Here is a 20,454-nt window from a genome sequence, read left to right as displayed (position 1 = left end):
AAAGAGTTGATTATAGAACTTTTGGAGAAATTGAGCTAATATTAAAAAGATATGTAATCTTCTATAATAATACTAGGCTACATGGCCTTTTAGGACGCATTACACCAATAGAAAAATGGAACCAGGATAAGCATCTAATTTTAATGAAAAAATTAACCGCATAAATAATAATCGAAATTTAGAATAATACTCTTGTTTTATAGGGGTCAAAACACTACGTAACTAAATGGATTTTGAAAACCTGATTTTAGCTGAAATTCTCTTTTTTAAACTAGTTCATAACGTTTTCTTGTTACAAGTAGTTTGGTACTAAATTAAGCCTTATTTTGGGTTTCGCCAAATATTTTCAAATACAAAACCAACTTCCCATTAAACCAATTACCAAATCCGCTGTAGTAACTCTTGCAAAATGCCTTTGTATTTATTCCATTTTGTCTGTAATTGTTTTTAGAAATTCACTTACATTGTCAATATAAAATAATACTCTTTTTGGTTTTTTTATTATTCCAAAGGGCAAGTTTATTTGCATATTGTTTTTAAGTTCTAGTAAGATATTGTGAGGTTCTAATTTTCCTAACAATGCAAATTTCACAAGTTCTTTGTTTTTTTCATAATCGCCTTCATATTTAGTTATTTTATCGATAGTGTTTATTGGTATTTCTAATGTGTCAAAAAGACCATAACGAATTATAATTTTTTGATTTGTAATAAAATGTCTTCTAAAAAAAATAGCTTTTAAATGTCCTGTTAAATTTATTAACAAATAAACATGAAGTATAAGAAAAATAATTGCGAAATTTTTATTCCACGAAATCAGCAAAATGTGTACTCCAACAGCTTCGACAATAGAAACAAACATTAATCCGATGTATATAGCACTTACACCACTATTTTTATAACCCGTGAAATATGTGTCTGTATTTTTATTTTCTGTCCATTTAATAAAGCAATAATAAAAAGAGCAAACTTCAAAAGCTATCATTTTTCCTAACTTTTTAAATTTTACTGATTCCTGTAAAGAATTTGAAATAAATGTGTATTCATCTATATTATCATTTTTTTTTTGTGTAACATTTTTTCTGAAATTTTTAATAAATGATATTGCCTTAAATACTAAATAGAAAAGGAATAAAATATTTAAGTAGATTTTAAATTGAAATATTGTTTGAAAAAAATTGTTTTCCATTGAAAACAAATATGGAGCTATTTTAAAAACCAAGTAAAAGACAAACCAAGAAGTAAATTCTGTTTGCCTTTTTCGTGTTAGTAAATAATATATAACTGGTGAGCCTATCAAAAATAAACCTGTTAATATTGAAATTAAAAGTGAGTTATTTGTAACTGAACTAATATTGGCGATTAATGCTAAAATAATTTCTATTACGGCAAAAATAATTAAAGAACTATATTTTTTTATCATAAAGTTTCTAATATTAATTTTGCGTGTCCACTAACTATTTTGTGTTTGTCTGTAAGTGCTTGTTGCCAATATTTTTTGTCATTTCCAGATAATATTGATAAAGTTTCATATGCTTTTGCTCTCACATAAGGGATTTCGTGATTAATTGCAATGTTTTCAATTATAGGAAACGTATCAGGAGTGTTATATTGTTTTGCTAATTCAAGTATTAAATGTTTTCCTGTGCCTCCAGATGGAACTAATCCAGCAATTTTTTTATTTTTTAAATCAAAATAATATTGCTCTTTTCTTAATGTGTTAAATGAGTTTAAAATAATATTCAAAGAAATAGAATACTCATTTGGCGGATACTGTGCGTGTATATCTTTGGATTCACGATAAATCATAGCTTTACCTTGTGGCAAAGTTGTTTTTTCTAAAAATTTTAATTTTACTTGTTCATTTGGATAACCTATTATCTCATCATTGTCATACTCCCATATTTCAGTAGTATAACCATCATTTAAATAACCAACTGTTAGAAATGAAAAGTTATGATCGTGAGCTCTTAAAAAGAAAAATAAGTCTTCTTGTTCCTTTATTTCTTTATTATTACTTGCTAATTTTTCCCAAGCATTTGCTCTAACGTAAAAGAAAGGACTATTATGTAACATTAAAGTTTGTGCAGAATAACCATTGTTATTTTGAAACTCTACATAATTATTTAATTCATTATTCACATATTCTGAAAGAAAAGTTCTATTATTAGATAGTTTTTGAAGTGGTTCCACGCAATCTATTAAAGATGAAACATCTTCTTTTTTAACAGTTTTAGTTACAATTTCTAGAAATTCTTTAAAAGAAATTTCTTCTGTTGTTGTTAGGTCATATGATAATGCCATATATTTTAGTTTGATTGATTTTCTATTAATTTAAAAGTATCTATAACTGCTTTTTTTATTTCTGGGTGAGGGTCATTTTCTAATGTTTTAAGCATTTTAATTCCTTCTTCAAAATTCAAATTTATTAAATTTCTCATCGCTTCCCATCTTACATTATGTTTTGAATCAATAGCGTCCTAAACGTTTAAAAAAAGTTCAAAAAAAGAGGGTAATTTTTGTATCTCAAATTAACTTTGAGTTGCACAACAAAAAAGCCCTCTTCTATGTCAAATATAACTTTGTTTTCTCAAATAATTTCAAAATTAGACCGTTCAAAATTCAGTAAAATTGTTGCTAAGAAACAAGCCGACAAACACAATAAAGGATTCAGTAGTTGGAATCATTTAATTTCAATGCTTTTCTGCCAGTTCGCCAAGAGTCAATCTGTTCGAGATATAAGCAACGGGCTTCGTTCGGCTACAGGGAACTTAAATCATCTTGGAATCAACAAAGCTCCCTCAAAATCTTCAATTAGTTATCAAAATAAAAATCGTTCACATGAGCTCTTTAAAGAATATTATTTTGAATTGCTACAAAGTTTAGGACAGCATCCTAGATTTAAACAAGTGAAATTCAGAATAAAATCAAAGATTTTTTTATTAGACTCAACTACCATCAGTTTATGCTTAAGTTTGTTTGATTGGGCAAAATACAAGAGAGCCAAAGGAGCTGTTAAAATGCATACACTGCTTGGTTTTGATGGTAATTTGCCTGCATATATCAATATCACCAACGGTAAAACAGCTGATAATAAGGGAGCTTACGAAATTCCCCAGCTGCTCGAAGTATTTAAAAAAAAAACGTTCTTAAAATTTTGGGCTGCTGTGCGAATGTCTCTGACTTCGCACCCACTCCAATAGGCAACAAACCCCAGTTTTTAATTACACGATAAATAATTACATTTGATAAAAAGCAATGTCAGAAGGATATAAAATTAGAGACCAAACTTTACCGCATTTTATAACTATCACTGTTGTAGATTGGATTGATGTTTTTACAAGACAAACTTATAAAGATGTAATAATTGAAAGTTTAGATTATTGCATCCAAAATAAAGGAATGATTTTGTACGGATATGTTATAATGAGTAATCATATCCACATGATAATACAATCACAAGAAGCAACACTATCTGACTTAATTAGAGATTTCAAAAAATTTACAGCCAAATCAATTTTAGAAAAAATTCAAAATAGCCCTGAAAGCAGAAGAGATTGGATGTTGGAACGCTTTAAATTGGAAACCGAAAGTCATTCCAGAAACAAAAATTATCAGTTTTGGCAATATGGCAATCATCCAGAAGAAGTGTATAGCAACAAATTTATGTGGATAAAGCTAGATTATATTCACCTGAATCCCGTTAGGGCTGGTATTGTCGAGAAAGCTTCTCATTATGTTTATTCCAGTGCCAGTAATTATGTTTCCGATTCAGGATTATTGAAAATAGAAAAAGCAGACACTCCCATTATTGATGTTCTGAATTTGAATAATTTTACCAAATACAATGAATATTGAGTTTGATAAATTAAAACGACATATAGGAATGGGTGCGAAGTCAGAGACATTCGCACAGCACTCAGTCCTGATGACACCCCCGCTGTAGCGCGAGAACATTAGCAGTAACTTTTGCGCAAAAATCGAAAAAAATTGAAATTAATACCAATTATTGGTATCTTTGATAAAATAAAAATTATGGCACGAAATACATCAATATTATTAGGAGACTATTTTGAAAACTTTATCAACGAACAAATTTCTACAGGAAAATATAGTTCAGTAAGTGAAGTTGTTAGAACTGCTTTAAGAGTTTTTGAGCAAGAAGAAATTAAAACAAAATCTCTAATCAATGAACTAAAAATTGGTGAAAAGAGTAGGAAAATCAGAGATTTTGATCGCAATAAAAATCTTGAAATGCTCAAAGCTAATTTTCAAAAATAATGCCAGCGTATATAATTAGTGAAAAGGCATTAGAAGACATTAATAACATTTGGATTTATACGGCCGAAAATTGGTCTGTTGAACAAGCAGATCGATATTATAACTTAATCATTGACGAAATTGAATATATCGTCGATAATTTAGATATGGCTCGTGACTGTGGGAAAATTAGAAAATCATATAGCTACTCAAAAGTAAAATCACATTTAATTTTCTTTAAAAAAGACAAAGCAAATGAAATTGAAGTCGTTAGAATTTTACACGAAAGAATGAATATTGAAAACCGATTAGCGGAATAAATAAAAAAGCCATCTGCTAATCGATTAGACGGCTCCCAGCTGATCGAAGTGTTTAAAAAAAACGTTCTTACAAACTGCAGACTGCTGTGCGAATGTCCCAGCTGCTCGAAGTGTTTGAAAAAAGTTCTTACAAACTGTAGGCTGCTGTGCGAATGTGAGTGGCTATAAGCTAAAATTGGGATGCGAAGTCAAGGACATTGGCGTAGCAGCTAGTTAGCAGTAACTTTTGCGCAAAAATCGAAAAAAATTCAATTTAATACCAATTATTGGTATCTTTGATAAAATAAAAATTATGGCACGAAATACATCAATATTATTAGGAGACTATTTTGAAAACTTTATCAATGAACAAATTTCTACAGGAAAATATAGTTCAGTAAGTGAAGTTGTTAGAACTGCTTTAAGAGCTTTTGAGCAAGAAGAAATTAAAACAAAATCTCTAATCAATGAACTAAAAATTGGTGAAAAGAGTAGTAAAATCAGAGATTTTGATCGCAATAAAAATCTCGAAATGCTCAAAGCTAATTTTCAAAAATAATGCCAGAGTATATAATTAGTGAAAAGGCATTAGAAGACATTAATAACATTTGGATTTATACGGCCGAAAATTGGTCTGTTGAACAAGCAGATCGATATTATAACTTAATCATTGACGAAATTGAATATATCGTCGATAATTTAGATATGGCTCGTGACTGTGGGAAAATTAGAAAATCATATAGCTACTCAAAAGTAAAATCACATTTAATTTTCTTTAAAAAAGACAAAGCAAATGAAATTGAAGTCGTTAGAATTTTACACGAAAGAATGAATATTGAAAACCGATTAGCGGAATAAATAAAAAAGCCATCTGCTAATCGATTAGACGGCTCCCAGCTGATCGAAGTGTTTAAAAAAAACGTTCATATAATTCGAGGCTGCTGTGCGAATGTCTCTGACTTCGCACCAACTACAATAGACAACAAACCGCCGCGAAGAATTTTCGCTGTTATCAACGTTAGTTTTATCATAAAATTTCTAAAAAACTCGTTTTTAGAAAATCCATTTTGTAAGAGTATTTTAGTATATTTGAAAAAAGAACAAGACAAAATGAAACTACTGCAATCCCGCTAGATTGGGTGGTTTTGGGAGGTATTATTGCGCTTATTTACGAGTTGGAAATAATTTTAAAAAACTAGAATCACAAAAAAATGAAAGACTATAAAGTAGAAACCTTAATTTATTATTCAAAATTTTCTTTTGATAAAAATCACATTGCAAAAAAATCCAAACAAGAAATTCAAGAAAAACTTAATGAATATTCTAAAAATGGATACAAATTGACTACCACAAATTCAACAAATTTTGGATTAGCAATTTATATTTTTTTGTATTTTGAAAAAGATGTTTAACCAACAATTCTTATTGACAGAACGTTTTCAAAACAAAATTTTAATTTAAAAAACTTATTTAAAGTATAATACTATATGGAAGTACATCACCATGGACATCATGAAGGAAAAAAAACTTGGAAATCTTATATCCGAGAATTTTTAATGTTATTTTTTGCTGTTTTTTGCGGATTTCTCGCAGAATGGAGACTTGAAGTTATGATAGAAAATCATAGAGAGGAGGAGTATATTCATTCTATCGTTGAAGATATTTCTGCTGATGTTAAGCAGACTGAAAATTTACAAATCGATTTAAGAAATAGAATAACTTTAATAAATAGTTTATTAAAAGAAATAACTTCAAAAAACATCCAAGAAAATTCAAATAAGGCTAATAAATTATGGTTATCCACTCTTGGATTTCCCGATTTTGTTCAGAATGATCGAACAATTCAACAACTAAAAAGTAGTGGTTCTTTAAGAATTATTAGAAACAAAAAAGTTTCTGATAAAATTATGGAATATGACCAAGCTGTAAGATTACTGTATATTACACAAACTAATATGAATACGATTGCTTCAAACAATACTTTATATGGTCAGTTTTTTGATTTAATAAAACTCCAAAACGAAAATTCTGCGGCTATTCCTATCACTGAAAGCGGGAAAAATTTATTAAATGAAGCTTACTCAAGTAGGTTTTTTTGGAGGATTAACCTAGTAAGTTTACACAAACGCTTGATTACATTAAATGAAAAAGGAAAAGAGGTTAGAGAAATAATTACTAAAGAATACAAATTACACTAATAAAAAAACACACAGCTGCTCAAAGTATTTAAAAAAAACGTTCTTAAAATTTTAGGCTGCTGTTCGAATGTCTCTGACTTCGCACCCAAGCTGATCGAATTATTTAAAATAAACGACCTTTAAATCTTGAGCTGCAGAGCGAGTAATACCATCGCAGACGCAATAGTAAAAAAGAAAGCATATATTGACAAAATATTACAACTGACCAATGACAAACAACTGCTTAAATTGCAATAAAGAAATTATAGACAAGTTTTGTAGTAGTTGTAGCCAAGCAACATCAACTCATAGATTTTCTTTATCGCACGTTTTTCAACACGATTTTATTCACGGAATATTTCATTTTGACAAAGGCTTTTTTTATACGATAAAAGAACTATTTATCAGACCAGGACACAGTATTAGAGAATATGTGCAAGGAAAAAGAATAAAGCACTTCAACTATTTTGCAACAACTATTCTTTTAATGACAATAGGCTATTTTATTAAAAAATGGACAAAAATAAATGCTTCAGAATTATATGATGATAAAAAAACAGTAGAAGGTCTTTTAAAAGTATTAAAAGAGTATTCAAAATTTACAATATTTCTTCACATACCATTTATATCTTTTACAAGTTATTTGTTTTTTAAAAAAAGTAAACAAAATTATACGGAAAACCTAGTCCTCAACTTATATATGTCATGCGGAACATTAATAATTAGTTTTATACTATTCTGTTCTATGATTTTTACCACTAACAAAGATTTTCTTTTAGGTGTAAACTATTTTGTTGTAGCTCTAACATTTTTGTATGTTATATTTTTTTACTATCAATATTTTTCAGTTTTTGGTTTGAAAAAATATCAATTAATTATGCGAGTAATTATTATTGCTTTTTTGTATTTATTGGCAAAGCAAATAACTAACAATATCTTAAACACAATAGGACTTAAATATTTTAATTAACCAAATAAAAAGCACTAACGATAACCCAGCTGCTCGAAGTATTTAAAAAAAACGTTCTTAAAATTTTAGGCTGCTGTTCGAATGTCCCCAGCTGCTCGAAGTATTTAAAAAAACGTTCTTAAACTGCAGGCTGCTGTGCGAATGTCCCCAGTTACTCGAAGTGTTCTTAAAAAATTTGCGCAGCCGTGAGTTTTACGTCCGAAACGTAAAAGTTAGATTTTACCAACGGAAACGTAAAAAAATTATCAGAATTATAATTCGAAAAAAAAAGTGAAAGTAAAAAATACAAATCGAAAATGAATGACCAGCTGCTCGAAGTGTTCTAAAAAACGTTCTTAGACATCTGGGCTGCTGCACGAATGTAACCCCGCTGCTCGAAGTGTTATTAAAAAAATATTCTTAAAACTGTAGGCTACTAGCGAATGTCCCCTAGCTGATCGAAGTGTTTAAAAAAAACGTTCTTTAAATCTTGAGCTGCAGAGCAAGCGAAATAAAAGACATTCGCATAGCACCCAATTCAAATATTATTTTTTCTAAAAAAGAAGACTTCGTAGAGCGGACTCTTTGTTGATGATTTTCTATAACAGTACTTTTTATGTATCGCTATTTCAAGACTACACGAAATAATTTCAATAAAGCTTTCAGGTAATATTCTTGAAAGCTTTTTTATTTAGAGACAATAAATTATTACTTTTACTTACAAAATATAACCTATTCTAAAAAGCAAAATAGTAACCTATGGAGAACAAACAATGCCTAAACTGTGAACAAGATGTTTCTGGTAATTATTGTCAGAATTGCGGTCAAAAAAGCAATACACACGCCATAACCTTAAAGCATTTTTTTGCCCACGATATTATACACGGTGTGTTCCATTTAGAAAAAGGAATCTTATTTACTTTAAAAGAAACATTTACAAGACCTGGGCAAGCAGCTTTGGATTACATTAATGGCAAAAGAGTAAACTACTACAATGTTTTTGCACTCACTTTGATAATAATCGCTTTGAATATTCTAACGGTGCATTATTATCATGACCTGAATCTGCCATCAGTTTCTAAAAATACAAATGAAGGAATACAATTAATGAACTTCTTATCGAATAATGTAAAATTAATTCTATTTGGATTAGTCCCGTTATTTGCGATAAATGCTTTTCTGATTTTCAAAAGATTAAAAATCAACCTAGCGGAACATTTCATCATTGCAGGAATAAATTTGTTGGGAATATTGGTTTTGTGTTTATTTGTCAACTTGTTTTCACTTTTGAGAGTATTTGAGGAAATTAAATCCTTTTTAGGTATTTTAACAATCATTTATTTCTTCTTGATTGTTTTGTTTCCTTTTTGGGTCTATTTTAACGCAGCCTATAAAAAGTATTCCATGTTAGGTTTTATATGGAGAATAATTGTGTTTTATACGCTTGTGTTTTTTGAAATTGTAGTCATACTGTCACTTATTGCAAAAATCGTTACTAATACTACATCCATTAAATTACACTTCAATGCATAAAATTATTTCTGCTACTACAAAGCTTATTAAATTAGTAAGCATTATACAAAAGACAAAAACGACGAAGTAACGCCTTGGTATGAAGCTTTCATGAATGTTAGAAAAGGGATAGATAGAAAGTATTTTGTTGATTTCTGGTATAGAAATCGTTCTTGATAAAGAACATATTTAATGCAAAAAAAATTAAAAGCCATTTTTGGATATTTGTAATAAAAATATTATTTATACATTTAATACACTACGCAATTTAACAGTAAAAATCGACACAACTATAAGTGTATAGTCAAAATTTTGTAGTGAATATAAACACAAGTCGACCGTAACTTTAAAAAAAGAGAACGAAAAATGATAGTACAAAAGATGAAATTACTAGTTTTAATAGTCCTATTTTCCTTAAAAATTAATGCGCAAGAAAATCAATTTACAAGAAGCTCAATTAAAACTGGAATTGGCATAGGAGTAAATGAAGGAATCGAAGAAAGTGGATTAGGTTTTGTTTATTCAATAGGTTATCAAAAAAGTTTTGGAAAAAAAGAAAAATTCAGAATTAATCCTAATTTATTATATGGAGGTTTTAATTCAAACGGAATAACAGATACTCGGCAACAATATTTTAGAATAACTTCACTTGGGATGAATGTGAATTATGATTTGATTAAATACAAATCAGTTTCTTTATTAATAACAACAGGAGGATTTTTAAACTATTCAAGAGGTTTATTTGGAACTGGTGGCGAAAATAACATAAGAAATTCAAGATATTTCAACCAGCTCTATTTTGGTGGAACTGCTGGAATTGGAATTAGAATAAACTCACCCGGAAGTAGGTTTTCGTATGAAATAAAGCCGCTAAATTTACAAATTGGTAATAAAGGTTTTGTTCTTGGATACTTAATGTTTGGATTGGACATCAAAATAAAAAAATAGCTAACTTACTTAGCTTATAAAAAAAGTCGTAGTGTTTGAAATGAGGCAAATTTTATAGATCGAAGCAATCAAAAAATAGCTTAATGTAGTTCTAAATTCCGTAGTAAAATTTAATTAATTCCAACAAAAATGAAAACACTTAACACCATACTTTTGATGCTGTTTTTTAATTCAATAGCATTCGGTCAAGTTTCAAATGAAACCCACAAAAAACAGATTCAAAATTTAGTACTCGAATCGTTTGATGAAATCTGGTCCAAATTAGAAGCTAAAAACATTGAGAAATATTACACCAAAGATTTCTTGCTGTTGGAACACGGAGAAGTATGGAATAACGATACCATTACAAAGTATTTGAATACAGCCAAACTCAATTTACCCATGCCAAAAAGAGTAAATACTATTGAAATTATAGACATCAAAGTTTCCAACAAAACGGCTTGGGTGGCTTACCACAACTATGCAACCATTTCTGTTGATGATAAAATTATTAGAAAAGCACATTGGCTGGAAAGTGCCACGGCCATTTTAACCGATAAAGGCTGGAAGTTTGATATGTTACATTCTACTAGAGTAAAAAGTGAGTAAAAACGCTATGAAACACCTAGCTTACAAAAGAACCGCAAAGGCCAATACTGTCTATCTTAACAGTAGAATGAATAATTTAGAAATAATGACCCAACAATTTTAGATATAGATTTTAATGAGGTTCTCTTGTGATTAGTGTCATCAAAGCAAGAAAAAAATAAAAAACAGCTAAAAGATTCTACAGAAGACTACTTTATTTTTCTGAATCAATCTACCTGCAAATTAGTTAGAAAAAAAGTAAAACATTAAATTCATAATAATTTATTATCATCTTACATCGCGGTAGTTGTGCGACTATCGGTCTTTACAACGCTGGCAAGTGAAGGAGAGCCCAACTAAATAAAGTCTTCTCTTTTTCTGTTTTCTAAAATCTCAAAAAAACAAAGCAAACCTGTAACAAAACAGGTTTTTTAGCTACTAAATGAAGAACTAAATTCTAATAAACTATGAACTTAAAATCTTCATTATACTGTGGCTTATTGTTAGTAGCAAGCTCAGTATCATTTGCACAAGATGCCCTCTGGCTGCGCCATCCTGCGCTCTCTCCTGATGGAAAAAACATTGCTTTTGGCTACAAAGGCGATATTTATGTAGTTAATGCCCAAGGTGGCACTGCAGTTCCTATTACCATTCATGAAGGACATGACATGATGCCTGTGTGGAGCAAAGACGGAAAGCAAATTGCTTTTGCTAGTGACCGTTACGGTAATTTTGATGTATTTACGCTACCCGTAACTGGAGGAACTCCTACCCGATTAACCTTTAACTCAGCGGCTGATTATCCATATGATTTTTCACCTGATAGTAAAAAGGTTTTATTTGGATCTAGCCGTCAAACGAGTAACAACAACATCCATTTTTATTCGCCTCGCTTATTTCAAAACCTTTACACAGTTGCAGCAACTGGCGGAAAACCAGTATTGGTTACTGAGGGCGGAATAGAATATGCTCGCTACAACGCAGCAGGAAACCAAATTATTTTTCAAGACCGCAAAGGATATGAAGATGCCTTACGCAAACACCATACCAGCAGTGTAACCCGTGATATTTGGGTATTTGATGTCAACAAAAAAACATATACGCAGCTAAGCACTTACGAAGGTGAAGACCGCGAGCCGCTGTACAGCAACGACAATCAACATATTTTCTTTTTGAGCGAAGCTGACGGCAGCAATCAAAATATTTTTAAGCAAAACCTATCTGCTAAAACAGCAACTGCCATAACTACTTTCAAAAACAATCCGGTACGCCATTTAAGTGTTGCACAAGACAATACTTTGTGCTTTTCGCAAGACGGAGAAATTTATACTTTGAAAGAAGGTCAAAGTCCACAAAAAGTAAAAATCACGATCCAAAATGATGGTAAAGGCAATGTCGAGAAAAACGTACCTATTGCAGGTTCTATTTCAGAGTTTGTGCCAAGCCCGAACGGAAAAGAAATTGCAATTGTTTCTAGAGGTGAAATTTTTGTGACCAATGCCGACGGTGGAAGTACCAAAAGAATTACCAACACACCAGAACAAGAGCGCCACGTGCAATGGTCACCAGACAGTAAAACCCTTATTTACGCCTCAGAACGTGGTGACAGTTGGGATTTATTTACGGCAAAAGTGGAACGAAAAGAAGAAGCTTATTTTTACGCTGCTACTTTAATCAAGGAAGAAAAATTAATTCCTTCTGATAAAGAGGAGTTCTTACCTAAATTTAGCCCAGACGGAAAAGAAATTGCTTTTATTGAAGATCGCAATATTGTTCGTGTGTACAATTTAGCCAACGAAACCACAAGAACCATTTTACCAGAAGGTAGAAACCACAGTTATTCTGATGGCGATTTTGGTTACAACTGGAGCGATGATAGTAAATGGCTTTTCGTAGATGATAGCATGGGTAATTTTAATGCTACGCATACCGCGATGATCAAAGCCGATGGCTCCGAAACAAAATACCCAATTATGAGTGGTTTTGGTGAAGATGCAGCCAAACAACAAATAAAAGGCAAAGCATTAGCCTGGCTGAGCAGCAAAGAAGGTCGCAAATCATTGGCAAACCAAGGCAGCAGAGAACTTGATGTATACGCCGTATTTTTCGATAAAAAAGACTTTGAAAATTTCAAATTGTCCAAAGAAGAAGCGGCTCTTGCAAAAGAAATAAAAGACAAAGAGAAAGAAGCCGAAGACAAAAAAACAGCTGCTAGCACTGATAAAAACAAAAAAGACACTCCTAAAAAAGAGGAAGTTGTAGTTTGGAATCCGGATTTGATTGATCTTGAAACTAGAAAAGTTCGTGTAACCATCAACAGTTCATCTATTGCTGATTTTGTATTTAATGATGACGGAAGTAAATTGTTTTATTTAGCTTCTTTTGAAAAAGGATTCGACCTTTGGGTAACCGATACCAAAACAAAAGAAACTAAAATTTTAGCTAAACTAGGATCATCTCCAAGTACTTTATTTTTGAGCAAAGACAACAAAACATTGTTTGTTAGAAACGAAGGAGGCTTATCGAAAATTGATACAGAAAGCGGAAAAATTACTGGAATCCCCGTATCGGCTGAGATGGTTTTAAATACAGAGCAAGAACGTAACTACATTTTCAATCACATGTGGAGACAAACCGCTAAGAAATTTTACGATCCAAAATTACATGGTGTAGATTGGAAAATGTACAAAGACACCTATGCTAAATTTTTACCACACATCAATAACAACTATGATTTTCAAGAATTATTGAGCGAAATTTTAGGAGAACTTAACGCCTCGCACACAGGTGGACGTTACAGTGCTAGTTTCCCTAATATGGATGTAACGGCTTGTTTGGGATTACTATACGATGAAAAAAACGCCGCAGATGGTTTAAAAATAACAGAGGTTATTGTAGGCGGACCTTTTGATAAAACAGGCTCAAAGCTAAAAGCAGGTGCCACTATCAATAAAATTGACAACGAACCAATTACTGCAACAACAGATTGGGCTAAATTTTTGAACAGAAGAACAGGTAAACTAATCCTAATTTCAGGTGTAGATGCTAATGGTGTTGCGTTTCAAGAAAGTGTAAAACCGATTTCATTTGGTGAAGAATCGGGTTTAATGTACAACCGTTGGATTCGCAAGATGAATCAAATTACTGAAAAATTGAGTAATGGTAAAGTAGGCTACGTTCACGTACAAGGTATGAATGACGGCAGTTTTAGAGAAGTATTTGACCAAGTGATGGGTAAAAATTTCGAAAAAGAAGCTTTGATTGTAGACACTCGTTTTAATGGTGGTGGCTGGTTACACGACGATTTAAATACGTTATTGAGTGGCAAACGCTACCTTGAATTTGCACCGCAAGGCAACCGCTTGAAAGATGCGGAACCATTAGGGAGATGGACCAAACCAAGCTGTGTATTAATGGGCGAAGGCAATTATTCAGACGCTTTCATTTTCCCATACGTGTACAAACAAAACGGAATCGGGAAGTTAATTGGAATGGGAGTACCAGGAACAGGAACCGCAGTTTGGTGGGAAACTCAAATTGATCCTTCTTTAGTTTTCGGAATTCCAATGGTAGCTACTATCGGAAAAGAAAACAGACCTACTGAAAACTTGCAAGTAAATCCAGATATTCCCGTTGCTATGAAATACGAAGATTATTTGAACGGACAAGACAAACAATTAGAAAGAGCTGTTGAAGAAATGCTGAAAACGATTAAATAATTATTCTATTCTTGAAAGATTAATTTTCATCAAAAAAAGAGGTAGCTCAAAAAGGAGGGCACTGAAAAAGTCCCTCGAATAAGGAAAATGAAAATAACTAAAAAGGAGCGAAAACACAATGGTTTCGCTCCTTTTAGTTATTACAAACCCCTTGTAATCTAAGAAGATTAAATTTGACTAAAAAAAGACGATTAAATAAAATCAAAGCCTTATTTAATCACTTTTTTTAATGATTTTTGAAAATAGGGACTTTTTCAGTGCCCTCCTCAAAAAGCTACCTCTTTTTTTTACTCAATAATTGGGACCGAAATTAACAATTAATAATGGCAAAATATATTGGCATCCCAAAGGTAATATTAAAAGGGAATGTTACTGCTAGCGCCATTGGCAAAAAGATTCCAGGATTTGCTTTAGGAACCGCAATTTTCATAGCCGCTGGAACCGCAATGTACGACGCGCTTGCCGCTAAGACAGAAAAGATGAAACGGTTCCCGATATCCTCTGTTACAAAATGACTCAAATAGGCAACAACACTTCCATTGATTAAAGGAATTACTACGGCAAATGCAAAACTAAACCAGCCACTTTTAAAGAAATCGCCCAATTTACGGCCACTTACAATTCCCATATCAAGCAGAAACAACGCTAAAAATCCTTTGAAAATATCGGTGGTAAAGGGTTTAATACCTAAAGCTTGTTGCTCACTCGCCAAAAAACCGATGAACAAACTCCCTAAAATTAACAACACGCTTCCGTTTGTAAAAGAATGGGTAATAATTGTTGACATCTTAGTTTTTAAAACGTTCTCGGCACTAAACAATCTAATTAAGATGACACCAACAATGATAGCCGGAGCTTCCATCAATGCCATAACAGCAACCATATGACCACTGAAAGTGAAATTCTGCAATTCTAAAAACGAAACCGCGGTTACAAATGTTACTGCACTTACAGATCCATAAGTGGCAGCAATGGCTCCCGCGTTTTCAATGCTATATTTTTTCTTTAAAATAAAAAAAGAATACAATGGAATGATCAGAGCAATTGAGACACCAAAAAATATGGACCATACTATATCAAGTGTAAAATGGCTGTGTGCTAGCTCTTGACCGCCTTTAAATCCAATGGCAAATAAAAGGTATAAAGAAATAAACTTAGAACTTCCCTCAGGGATTTGCAAATCACTTTTGACTAAAACAGCAATAATTCCTAAAACAAAAAAGAGTAATGCTGGATTTGTTAAATTATCTATTAATAAATTTAAATTCATAAGTTAGTTTTTTGACAATTGCATGAATGTCATACAATTGAATTGATATAATTGTTTGTTAGTGTTATAAAAATTACTTTTTGGTAGCTCGTTGTAATCTGTCGTTAATGGCTTTCCCAAGTCCGCTATCTGGGCAACGCTCTGCTAGAATAGCATCTAGATTTTTTTCATCCAATCTATGCAGTGCAGCATATAATCCTGAAGCTGCCTCTAACATTGAACCCGAAATTGACAAAACTTCTTGGGCACAAATTGATGGATCTTGTATCTCTTGTTTAAAAGTCAAGACTCCCACTCTTTGATTTGCAAATTTGGCTACATCTGCACTTATCGTATCTGTAAGGTACGTGGTAGTATTAGGTGCGTAATGACGTGACAACATTCCTGGCGCAGGCGGTGCTTTTTCGTCATGCGCTATTGTTTTAAGTGGACCAATGATGGCTTCTAAGTCCTCTATTGCTAGTGATCCCAAACGATACAGAACGGGTTCACCATCTTCAAACCCTATAATTGTAGATTCAATTCCTCTTTCACAACTACCTCCTTCTAAAATCATAGGTAATTTATTTTCAAAATAATGCGCAACATGAACCGCTTGAGTAGGACTTATAGATCCAAAAGGATTTGCGCTGGGTGCTGCCAATGGAAAATCCAGTTGCTCTAAAAGTGATAAAGTAACCTTATGATTAGGCACTCGTATTGCAACAGTGTCTTTACCAGCTGTAACCGAATCTGGAATTTGAGGTTGCTTTTTTAACACCATAGTTAGTGGTCCAGGCCAAAAAGCATTTGCTAGTAGCATTGCTTTTTCGGGAATCTCTCTAGCTATAGATGGTAAACTTTCAACTGATTTTATATGAACAATAAGCGGGTTAAAGGAAGGTCTTTCTTTTATACTGAAAATAGATGCTATTGCTTTTGGACTAAAAATATTTCCTGCTAATCCGTATACCGTTTCAGTAGGAATCGCTATTACTTCATCTTGATTTAATAACGCAACAGCTTTTTGAATGGAATTGTTAATTATACTCATAATTTAGGGGTTACAGTAATCACAAAAAGTAGGTTCTTCGGTCATTTTTTGATACGGAAAATTAATTTCATGTGTGTACTGGCATTTTTTACAACAATATATGTGGCTTAAGGTAGACCGAGTAGGATTTGCACACCAAGAACATGGCAAACCTGGTTTAGCGCTGGTCACCACAAATCCAGGAGTCATGCATTCAGGACATAAAGATTGAATGGACTGCAACAGTTTATGAGCAGCCGTTTCAATAACATGCATTCGAGTGGGATTGTAATGCGCTCGCATATCCGTTTCGGCATACACAGTACCGTGTATCTCCATGATATGGTTGTAATATTTTTTTAAACAATCTTCATTGGTTATACCCTTAATGACTGCTTTATCATCAGTTGCACTACTTCGTAAAATAATTGCATGCGATGGAAAATGAATTTTTTGAGCAAACATTTTCAATGCCTCATAACTCGTAATGGTCTCACCGTAAAAATTAGTATCTAAACTAAGTTCTCTAACAATGATTTCTAGATCATTTTTTTTATCGATGAAAATGAGGAATTCTTCATCTGCTTGCGCAAAAAACAAAGACGGATGAGGACCAAAAGATCCTTCACTAGCAAGACCTAAATCACAATCAAAGGCATTCATTGCTGCTAGACATTTTTCCCGAACAGTTGCCACTGCCGATTCCTTTCGCTTAATTTCTCCAGAAAATGTGCCAAAAACATCCGTATCAAAATTTGAAGGTACAAAACACGTAACCCCTATTCCGTTTTCAAGAATAGGTGCTATTACCTTTTCTTTTTGATGTTTTGTGGCAATTAATAACGACCTTCCATTAAACATTTTTGTATTCATTGGATTTTGGTCGCATTTCCATTTGGATTACACCGTTTACATGTAATTCCATATTATTTGCATCGGCCTCTTTAATCAATTCTTTAATATAATCAGAAGCTTCTTGTAATGTTTCTTTCCTCCTTTTAGAATGCAAATGGTCTTGGTTAAACCTAATTTCATTACTAAATTGTTCTAAATTGTGGTAATTGATTTTACTATTGATCAATGAAAACAATACTTTCCCGGCTTCTGTAGGTTCAAACTGCCCTTCAACTAATTTAAATTGATACTCTTTTTTCATGATTATTTTAAATTATTTTGTTTTGATAAAATGTAAACGCTGTACACGATTCCTAAACCTAAAATCAAAGTAAAAAGTAAATTTTGAGGTACAACGAGGTTCAACACAAAACCTGTTAGTAACCAGAACGCTGCAACAAGTAGACTTCCGTTAATTTTAAATTTAGTTCTCATACAAACACATTTATTTAGTGCTGCAAATGTATCATGGTTGTATTATAAATTTTTATTTATATTTATAATGACATATATAAGAAAATTTAATGAGTAGTATTTGGAGCGTTCATAAACCCCATAAGAAATTGATTCTCGGCCAAGAATAAATTATTTTAGAAAATAGGAATAAAAAAAAATTAAAATAAGAGTGTAAAAAAATCAATAAAAAGGTGAAGAAACTTTAAAATAAGCAACAAAAAAAGAGCCCAAATAGAAATTATGGTTGCATTTTATTTAGAAAAATTAATCGTGTCCTGACAATTACAAAGAAGTATAAGACACAAAATAAAAACAGCCTTATTGCTTATAGGCGTTTAAATAAGCAATAGCATCAAACTGCATAGAGCAAATTGCTTCATTAACCGAGACACGATTAGCTTCATAAAAGGACAAAATTCCTTTTTGCTGTAATCTCAAAATTTGCTGCTTTGCTTTTTTTCTGAACTGTAGCAGCTCATTTTCTATGGTAACCAGTTTTTCTTTCGAAATTTTCAAAGTACCATTTGCATGATTGGTCATATTATAAATATCAGCTAATTCCATATCCTCAACCTGTTGAATCAACACCTTGAGATGAAAAGGATTCTCAACTAAGGGAAGTATGATTCTAATGGATCGAATCATTCGTTTGATAACCGTAGGATCTTCCTTGCCCCACTGAAAGATTTGATCATAACAAAAATCTACAAACTCTTCAAAATTGAATTCATTTACTTGAATGTGCTCGGATTTTAGTGATTTAGCATCCGTTGATGGAAATTCTTTAATGGCTAATTCTTTGGCAATTTCTCCTATTTGGTCAATGCAATTGAGGCAAGTAGTAGGGTCATTTACGGCTGGAGAAATGGCTTTTATGGCAATATCAACGAGTTTACGAACGCCAAAATTAATATCTTGAGTGTGGCTTCTAAATTGTTCCACCTGAAAAGCATCTTTTACAATGGCGCCAACTTGTTTTTGTAATTCTTGAACCTGTACAGAAGTCAGATCTTGGTCAAAAACCAATGTCAATAATGTAGTGGTTCCCTTCATTATAAACTCTCCAACAATGGGTTTTTGGTACGTATTTTCGAAACAAAATCCTACTTCAGATCGTAAAATGTATGCTGTAACTTTCTTTAATTTAACATAATTAACGCTATCTAAATACCCTGAGTCAAATGGACTCACAACAGATACTTTGAATTTATCAGGATGAATTTCTGCTCTTTTATATGATATATTTTTACCCAATTTCCAGTTTTCTTGATATAGAACATTGATTTCCTCAATCATGTCTACTTTGATTCTATTGGTAATACTTGAGACATTCATATTGATACTCAAATAGGTAATCATGTTAGGATAAGACCAAGACAAACCATAAAAAGCCAATAAAGTCCCTACAGCAAGTGTTCCTAAAAATGGAGTATTCGGGCAAAAAACAGAAGCAAATTGCGGTAAAATACACAGTGAAATGGTTCCTACAAAAAGCCCAATAAACTTTTGCATTTTAAAATCGCTAATTAAAAAATGCCTTAAAATACGAGGCGAAAACTGTGAGGAAGCCAACTGCATTACAACAAAAATAACCGAAAATGTAGTGAGAGATATACCTATAAGTATCGAAATCAAAACATTCGTAACAGAGATTAACCTTGTGTAAGTGTCTACAATATCAATATTAAAAAAGGAACCAAAATCTACTGAATACTCTAAAATCATTACAGCCGAACCTATAACTACAGCATATAAAACTCCTAGAAAAGTACCTAAATCTTTTAGTTGGTGAATCAATATGTTTTTTAACTTGTATTTCAATGTATGCGGCATATCTTTTTATTAAGAAAGTAAATTTAATATAATTGATGATATAAATCCTGATGGCTTTATATTTTTGTAATTTTACAATACAACTATTGCTGATTTTTATCAAAAAATAATTGACCATTAACTTTGCTGTTCTACATTTTTATTTAAAACAATATCAAATGATTTTACAAATAGAAACACCTGCACTCCTTTTTGGTGCCACTTCATTAATATTACTAGCTTACACAAACCGTTTCTTAACCATTGCAACTATTGTTCGTGGATTAAAGAAAACTTATAAAGAAAAAGAAAACAACTTGATTTTACTGGAAATAAGAAACCTAAACTTGCGCCTCACTTTAATTAGAAATATGCAAATGGCGGGAGTATTAAGTCTTTTTTTGAGTGTATTTGCTATGTTACTTTTGTTTTTACAACAACAAACAGCTGGTATTTACCTATTTGGCCTTAGCTTGCTAGGTTTACTAATTTCCTTGGCTTTATCGTTTTGGGAAATTTGTATTTCGGTCAATGCTTTGCGCCTGCATTTAAGTGATTTAGTTCAAAAAGAAACGCTATAAA

At 31.9% G+C, this 20,454-nt stretch carries 24 protein-coding genes; 15 read left to right on the top strand and 9 right to left on the bottom strand.

Annotation, left to right across the window (positions count from 1 at the left end; translation table 11 throughout):
* Positions 1-164: IS3 family transposase (locus tag FJV36_RS05405; RefSeq protein WP_158980888.1), on the top strand; the 164-nt coding region annotated here is incomplete at its 5' end.
* A 257-nt stretch (positions 165-421) separates the two neighbouring features.
* Here FJV36_RS05405 and FJV36_RS05400 read toward each other — a convergent pair.
* From FJV36_RS05400 to FJV36_RS16555, 3 genes are read right to left on the bottom strand one after another with little or no spacing between them, the layout of a single operon-like run.
* On the bottom strand, positions 422-1,420 hold the full coding sequence (locus tag FJV36_RS05400) for a hypothetical protein (protein WP_158727779.1): 999 nt from the start codon (positions 1,418-1,420) through the stop codon (positions 422-424).
* Positions 1,417-2,301 (bottom strand): hypothetical protein, encoded by an 885-nt coding sequence (locus tag FJV36_RS05395; protein ID WP_158727778.1) that lies wholly within the window; start codon positions 2,299-2,301, stop codon positions 1,417-1,419. Before FJV36_RS05395 ends, FJV36_RS05400 begins: the two co-directional genes overlap by 4 nt.
* A 5-nt stretch (positions 2,302-2,306) precedes the next feature.
* Positions 2,307-2,438 carry a hypothetical protein gene (locus tag FJV36_RS16555; RefSeq protein ID WP_255470335.1) on the bottom strand — a complete coding sequence of 44 codons (132 nt, stop codon included), beginning with the start codon at positions 2,436-2,438 and terminating at the stop codon, positions 2,307-2,309.
* Positions 2,439-2,564: 126 nt separating this feature from the next.
* Between FJV36_RS16555 and FJV36_RS05390 the strand changes: the two genes are divergently transcribed.
* The 13 genes from FJV36_RS05390 to FJV36_RS05330 all read left to right on the top strand — a co-directional run bounded on the left by FJV36_RS05390 (position 2,565) and on the right by FJV36_RS05330 (position 14,428).
* Positions 2,565-3,200: a DUF4372 domain-containing protein gene (locus FJV36_RS05390; protein ID WP_233264516.1), complete on the top strand. Its 636-nt coding sequence runs from the start codon at positions 2,565-2,567 to the stop codon at positions 3,198-3,200.
* A 55-nt stretch (positions 3,201-3,255) separates the two neighbouring features.
* The gene (locus FJV36_RS05385; RefSeq protein WP_158727777.1) at positions 3,256-3,855 is read left to right on the top strand and encodes a transposase; all 600 of its coding nucleotides are present in this window, start codon (positions 3,256-3,258) and stop codon (positions 3,853-3,855) included.
* A gap of 132 nt (positions 3,856-3,987) precedes the next feature.
* Complete coding sequence (locus tag FJV36_RS05380) at positions 3,988-4,278, top strand: type II toxin-antitoxin system ParD family antitoxin (protein WP_370514370.1); 291 nt, start codon at positions 3,988-3,990, stop codon at positions 4,276-4,278.
* Positions 4,278-4,577 carry a type II toxin-antitoxin system RelE/ParE family toxin gene (locus tag FJV36_RS05375; RefSeq protein WP_158727776.1) on the top strand — a complete coding sequence of 100 codons (300 nt, stop codon included), beginning with the start codon at positions 4,278-4,280 and terminating at the stop codon, positions 4,575-4,577. Before FJV36_RS05380 ends, FJV36_RS05375 begins: the two co-directional genes overlap by 1 nt.
* A gap of 292 nt (positions 4,578-4,869) precedes the next feature.
* Positions 4,870-5,115, top strand: coding sequence for a type II toxin-antitoxin system ParD family antitoxin (locus FJV36_RS05370; protein WP_158727775.1), 246 nt, complete (start codon positions 4,870-4,872; stop codon positions 5,113-5,115).
* Entirely contained in the window at positions 5,115-5,414 is a 300-nt protein-coding gene (locus FJV36_RS05365; protein WP_158727774.1) for a type II toxin-antitoxin system RelE/ParE family toxin, read from the top strand. Before FJV36_RS05370 ends, FJV36_RS05365 begins: the two co-directional genes overlap by 1 nt.
* Before the next feature lie 353 nt (positions 5,415-5,767).
* Complete coding sequence (locus FJV36_RS05360) at positions 5,768-5,968, top strand: DUF4177 domain-containing protein (RefSeq protein ID WP_158727773.1); 201 nt, start codon at positions 5,768-5,770, stop codon at positions 5,966-5,968.
* A 75-nt stretch (positions 5,969-6,043) separates the two neighbouring features.
* Entirely contained in the window at positions 6,044-6,754 is a 711-nt protein-coding gene (locus FJV36_RS05355) for a hypothetical protein (RefSeq protein WP_158727772.1), read from the top strand.
* 208 nt (positions 6,755-6,962) lie between these two features.
* Positions 6,963-7,703, top strand: a complete 741-nt coding sequence (locus tag FJV36_RS05350; RefSeq protein ID WP_158727771.1) for a DUF3667 domain-containing protein — start codon at positions 6,963-6,965, stop codon at positions 7,701-7,703.
* 738 nt (positions 7,704-8,441) lie between these two features.
* Positions 8,442-9,215 carry a DUF3667 domain-containing protein gene (locus FJV36_RS05345; RefSeq protein WP_158727770.1) on the top strand — a complete coding sequence of 258 codons (774 nt, stop codon included), beginning with the start codon at positions 8,442-8,444 and terminating at the stop codon, positions 9,213-9,215.
* Between the two features lie 360 nt (positions 9,216-9,575).
* Positions 9,576-10,142, top strand: a complete 567-nt coding sequence (locus FJV36_RS05340; RefSeq protein ID WP_158727769.1) for a hypothetical protein — start codon at positions 9,576-9,578, stop codon at positions 10,140-10,142.
* A 129-nt stretch (positions 10,143-10,271) separates the two neighbouring features.
* Positions 10,272-10,730, top strand: a complete 459-nt coding sequence (locus tag FJV36_RS05335; RefSeq protein ID WP_233264515.1) for a DUF4440 domain-containing protein — start codon at positions 10,272-10,274, stop codon at positions 10,728-10,730.
* Between the two features lie 446 nt (positions 10,731-11,176).
* Positions 11,177-14,428: a S41 family peptidase gene (locus FJV36_RS05330; protein WP_158727768.1), complete on the top strand. Its 3,252-nt coding sequence runs from the start codon at positions 11,177-11,179 to the stop codon at positions 14,426-14,428.
* Between the two features lie 310 nt (positions 14,429-14,738).
* Here FJV36_RS05330 and FJV36_RS05325 read toward each other — a convergent pair whose 3' ends face one another.
* The 6 genes from FJV36_RS05325 to FJV36_RS05300 form a co-directional block, all read right to left on the bottom strand.
* Positions 14,739-15,698 carry a sodium-dependent bicarbonate transport family permease gene (locus FJV36_RS05325; RefSeq protein WP_158727767.1) on the bottom strand — a complete coding sequence of 320 codons (960 nt, stop codon included), beginning with the start codon at positions 15,696-15,698 and terminating at the stop codon, positions 14,739-14,741.
* Positions 15,699-15,771: 73 nt separating this feature from the next.
* Positions 15,772-16,731, bottom strand: coding sequence for an L-threonylcarbamoyladenylate synthase (locus tag FJV36_RS05320; RefSeq protein WP_158727766.1), 960 nt, complete (start codon positions 16,729-16,731; stop codon positions 15,772-15,774).
* A gap of 3 nt (positions 16,732-16,734) precedes the next feature.
* Positions 16,735-17,583: a DUF6671 family protein gene (locus FJV36_RS05315; protein WP_233264514.1), complete on the bottom strand. Its 849-nt coding sequence runs from the start codon at positions 17,581-17,583 to the stop codon at positions 16,735-16,737.
* Positions 17,564-17,866, bottom strand: coding sequence for a hypothetical protein (locus FJV36_RS05310; protein ID WP_158727765.1), 303 nt, complete (start codon positions 17,864-17,866; stop codon positions 17,564-17,566). Before FJV36_RS05310 ends, FJV36_RS05315 begins: the two co-directional genes overlap by 20 nt.
* Before the next feature lie 2 nt (positions 17,867-17,868).
* Positions 17,869-18,039: a hypothetical protein gene (locus FJV36_RS05305; RefSeq protein ID WP_158727764.1), complete on the bottom strand. Its 171-nt coding sequence runs from the start codon at positions 18,037-18,039 to the stop codon at positions 17,869-17,871.
* Between the two features lie 339 nt (positions 18,040-18,378).
* Positions 18,379-19,893, bottom strand: coding sequence for a DUF2254 family protein (locus FJV36_RS05300; RefSeq protein ID WP_158727763.1), 1,515 nt, complete (start codon positions 19,891-19,893; stop codon positions 18,379-18,381).
* Between the two features lie 158 nt (positions 19,894-20,051).
* On the opposite strand from FJV36_RS05300, the gene FJV36_RS05295 reads away from it, so the two are divergent.
* Positions 20,052-20,453 (top strand): DUF2721 domain-containing protein, encoded by a 402-nt coding sequence (locus FJV36_RS05295; RefSeq protein ID WP_158727762.1) that lies wholly within the window; start codon positions 20,052-20,054, stop codon positions 20,451-20,453.
* The last annotated feature ends 1 nt before the right edge of the window (position 20,454 follow it).

Origin of the sequence: Flavobacterium sp. I-STPP5a, from assembly GCF_009764685.1 — a bacterium.
Taxonomy (GTDB): Bacteria; Bacteroidota; Bacteroidia; order Flavobacteriales; family Flavobacteriaceae; genus Flavobacterium.
The sequence above is the reverse complement of the archived record's forward strand: the minus strand, read 5'-3'. Positions and strand labels throughout refer to the sequence as shown.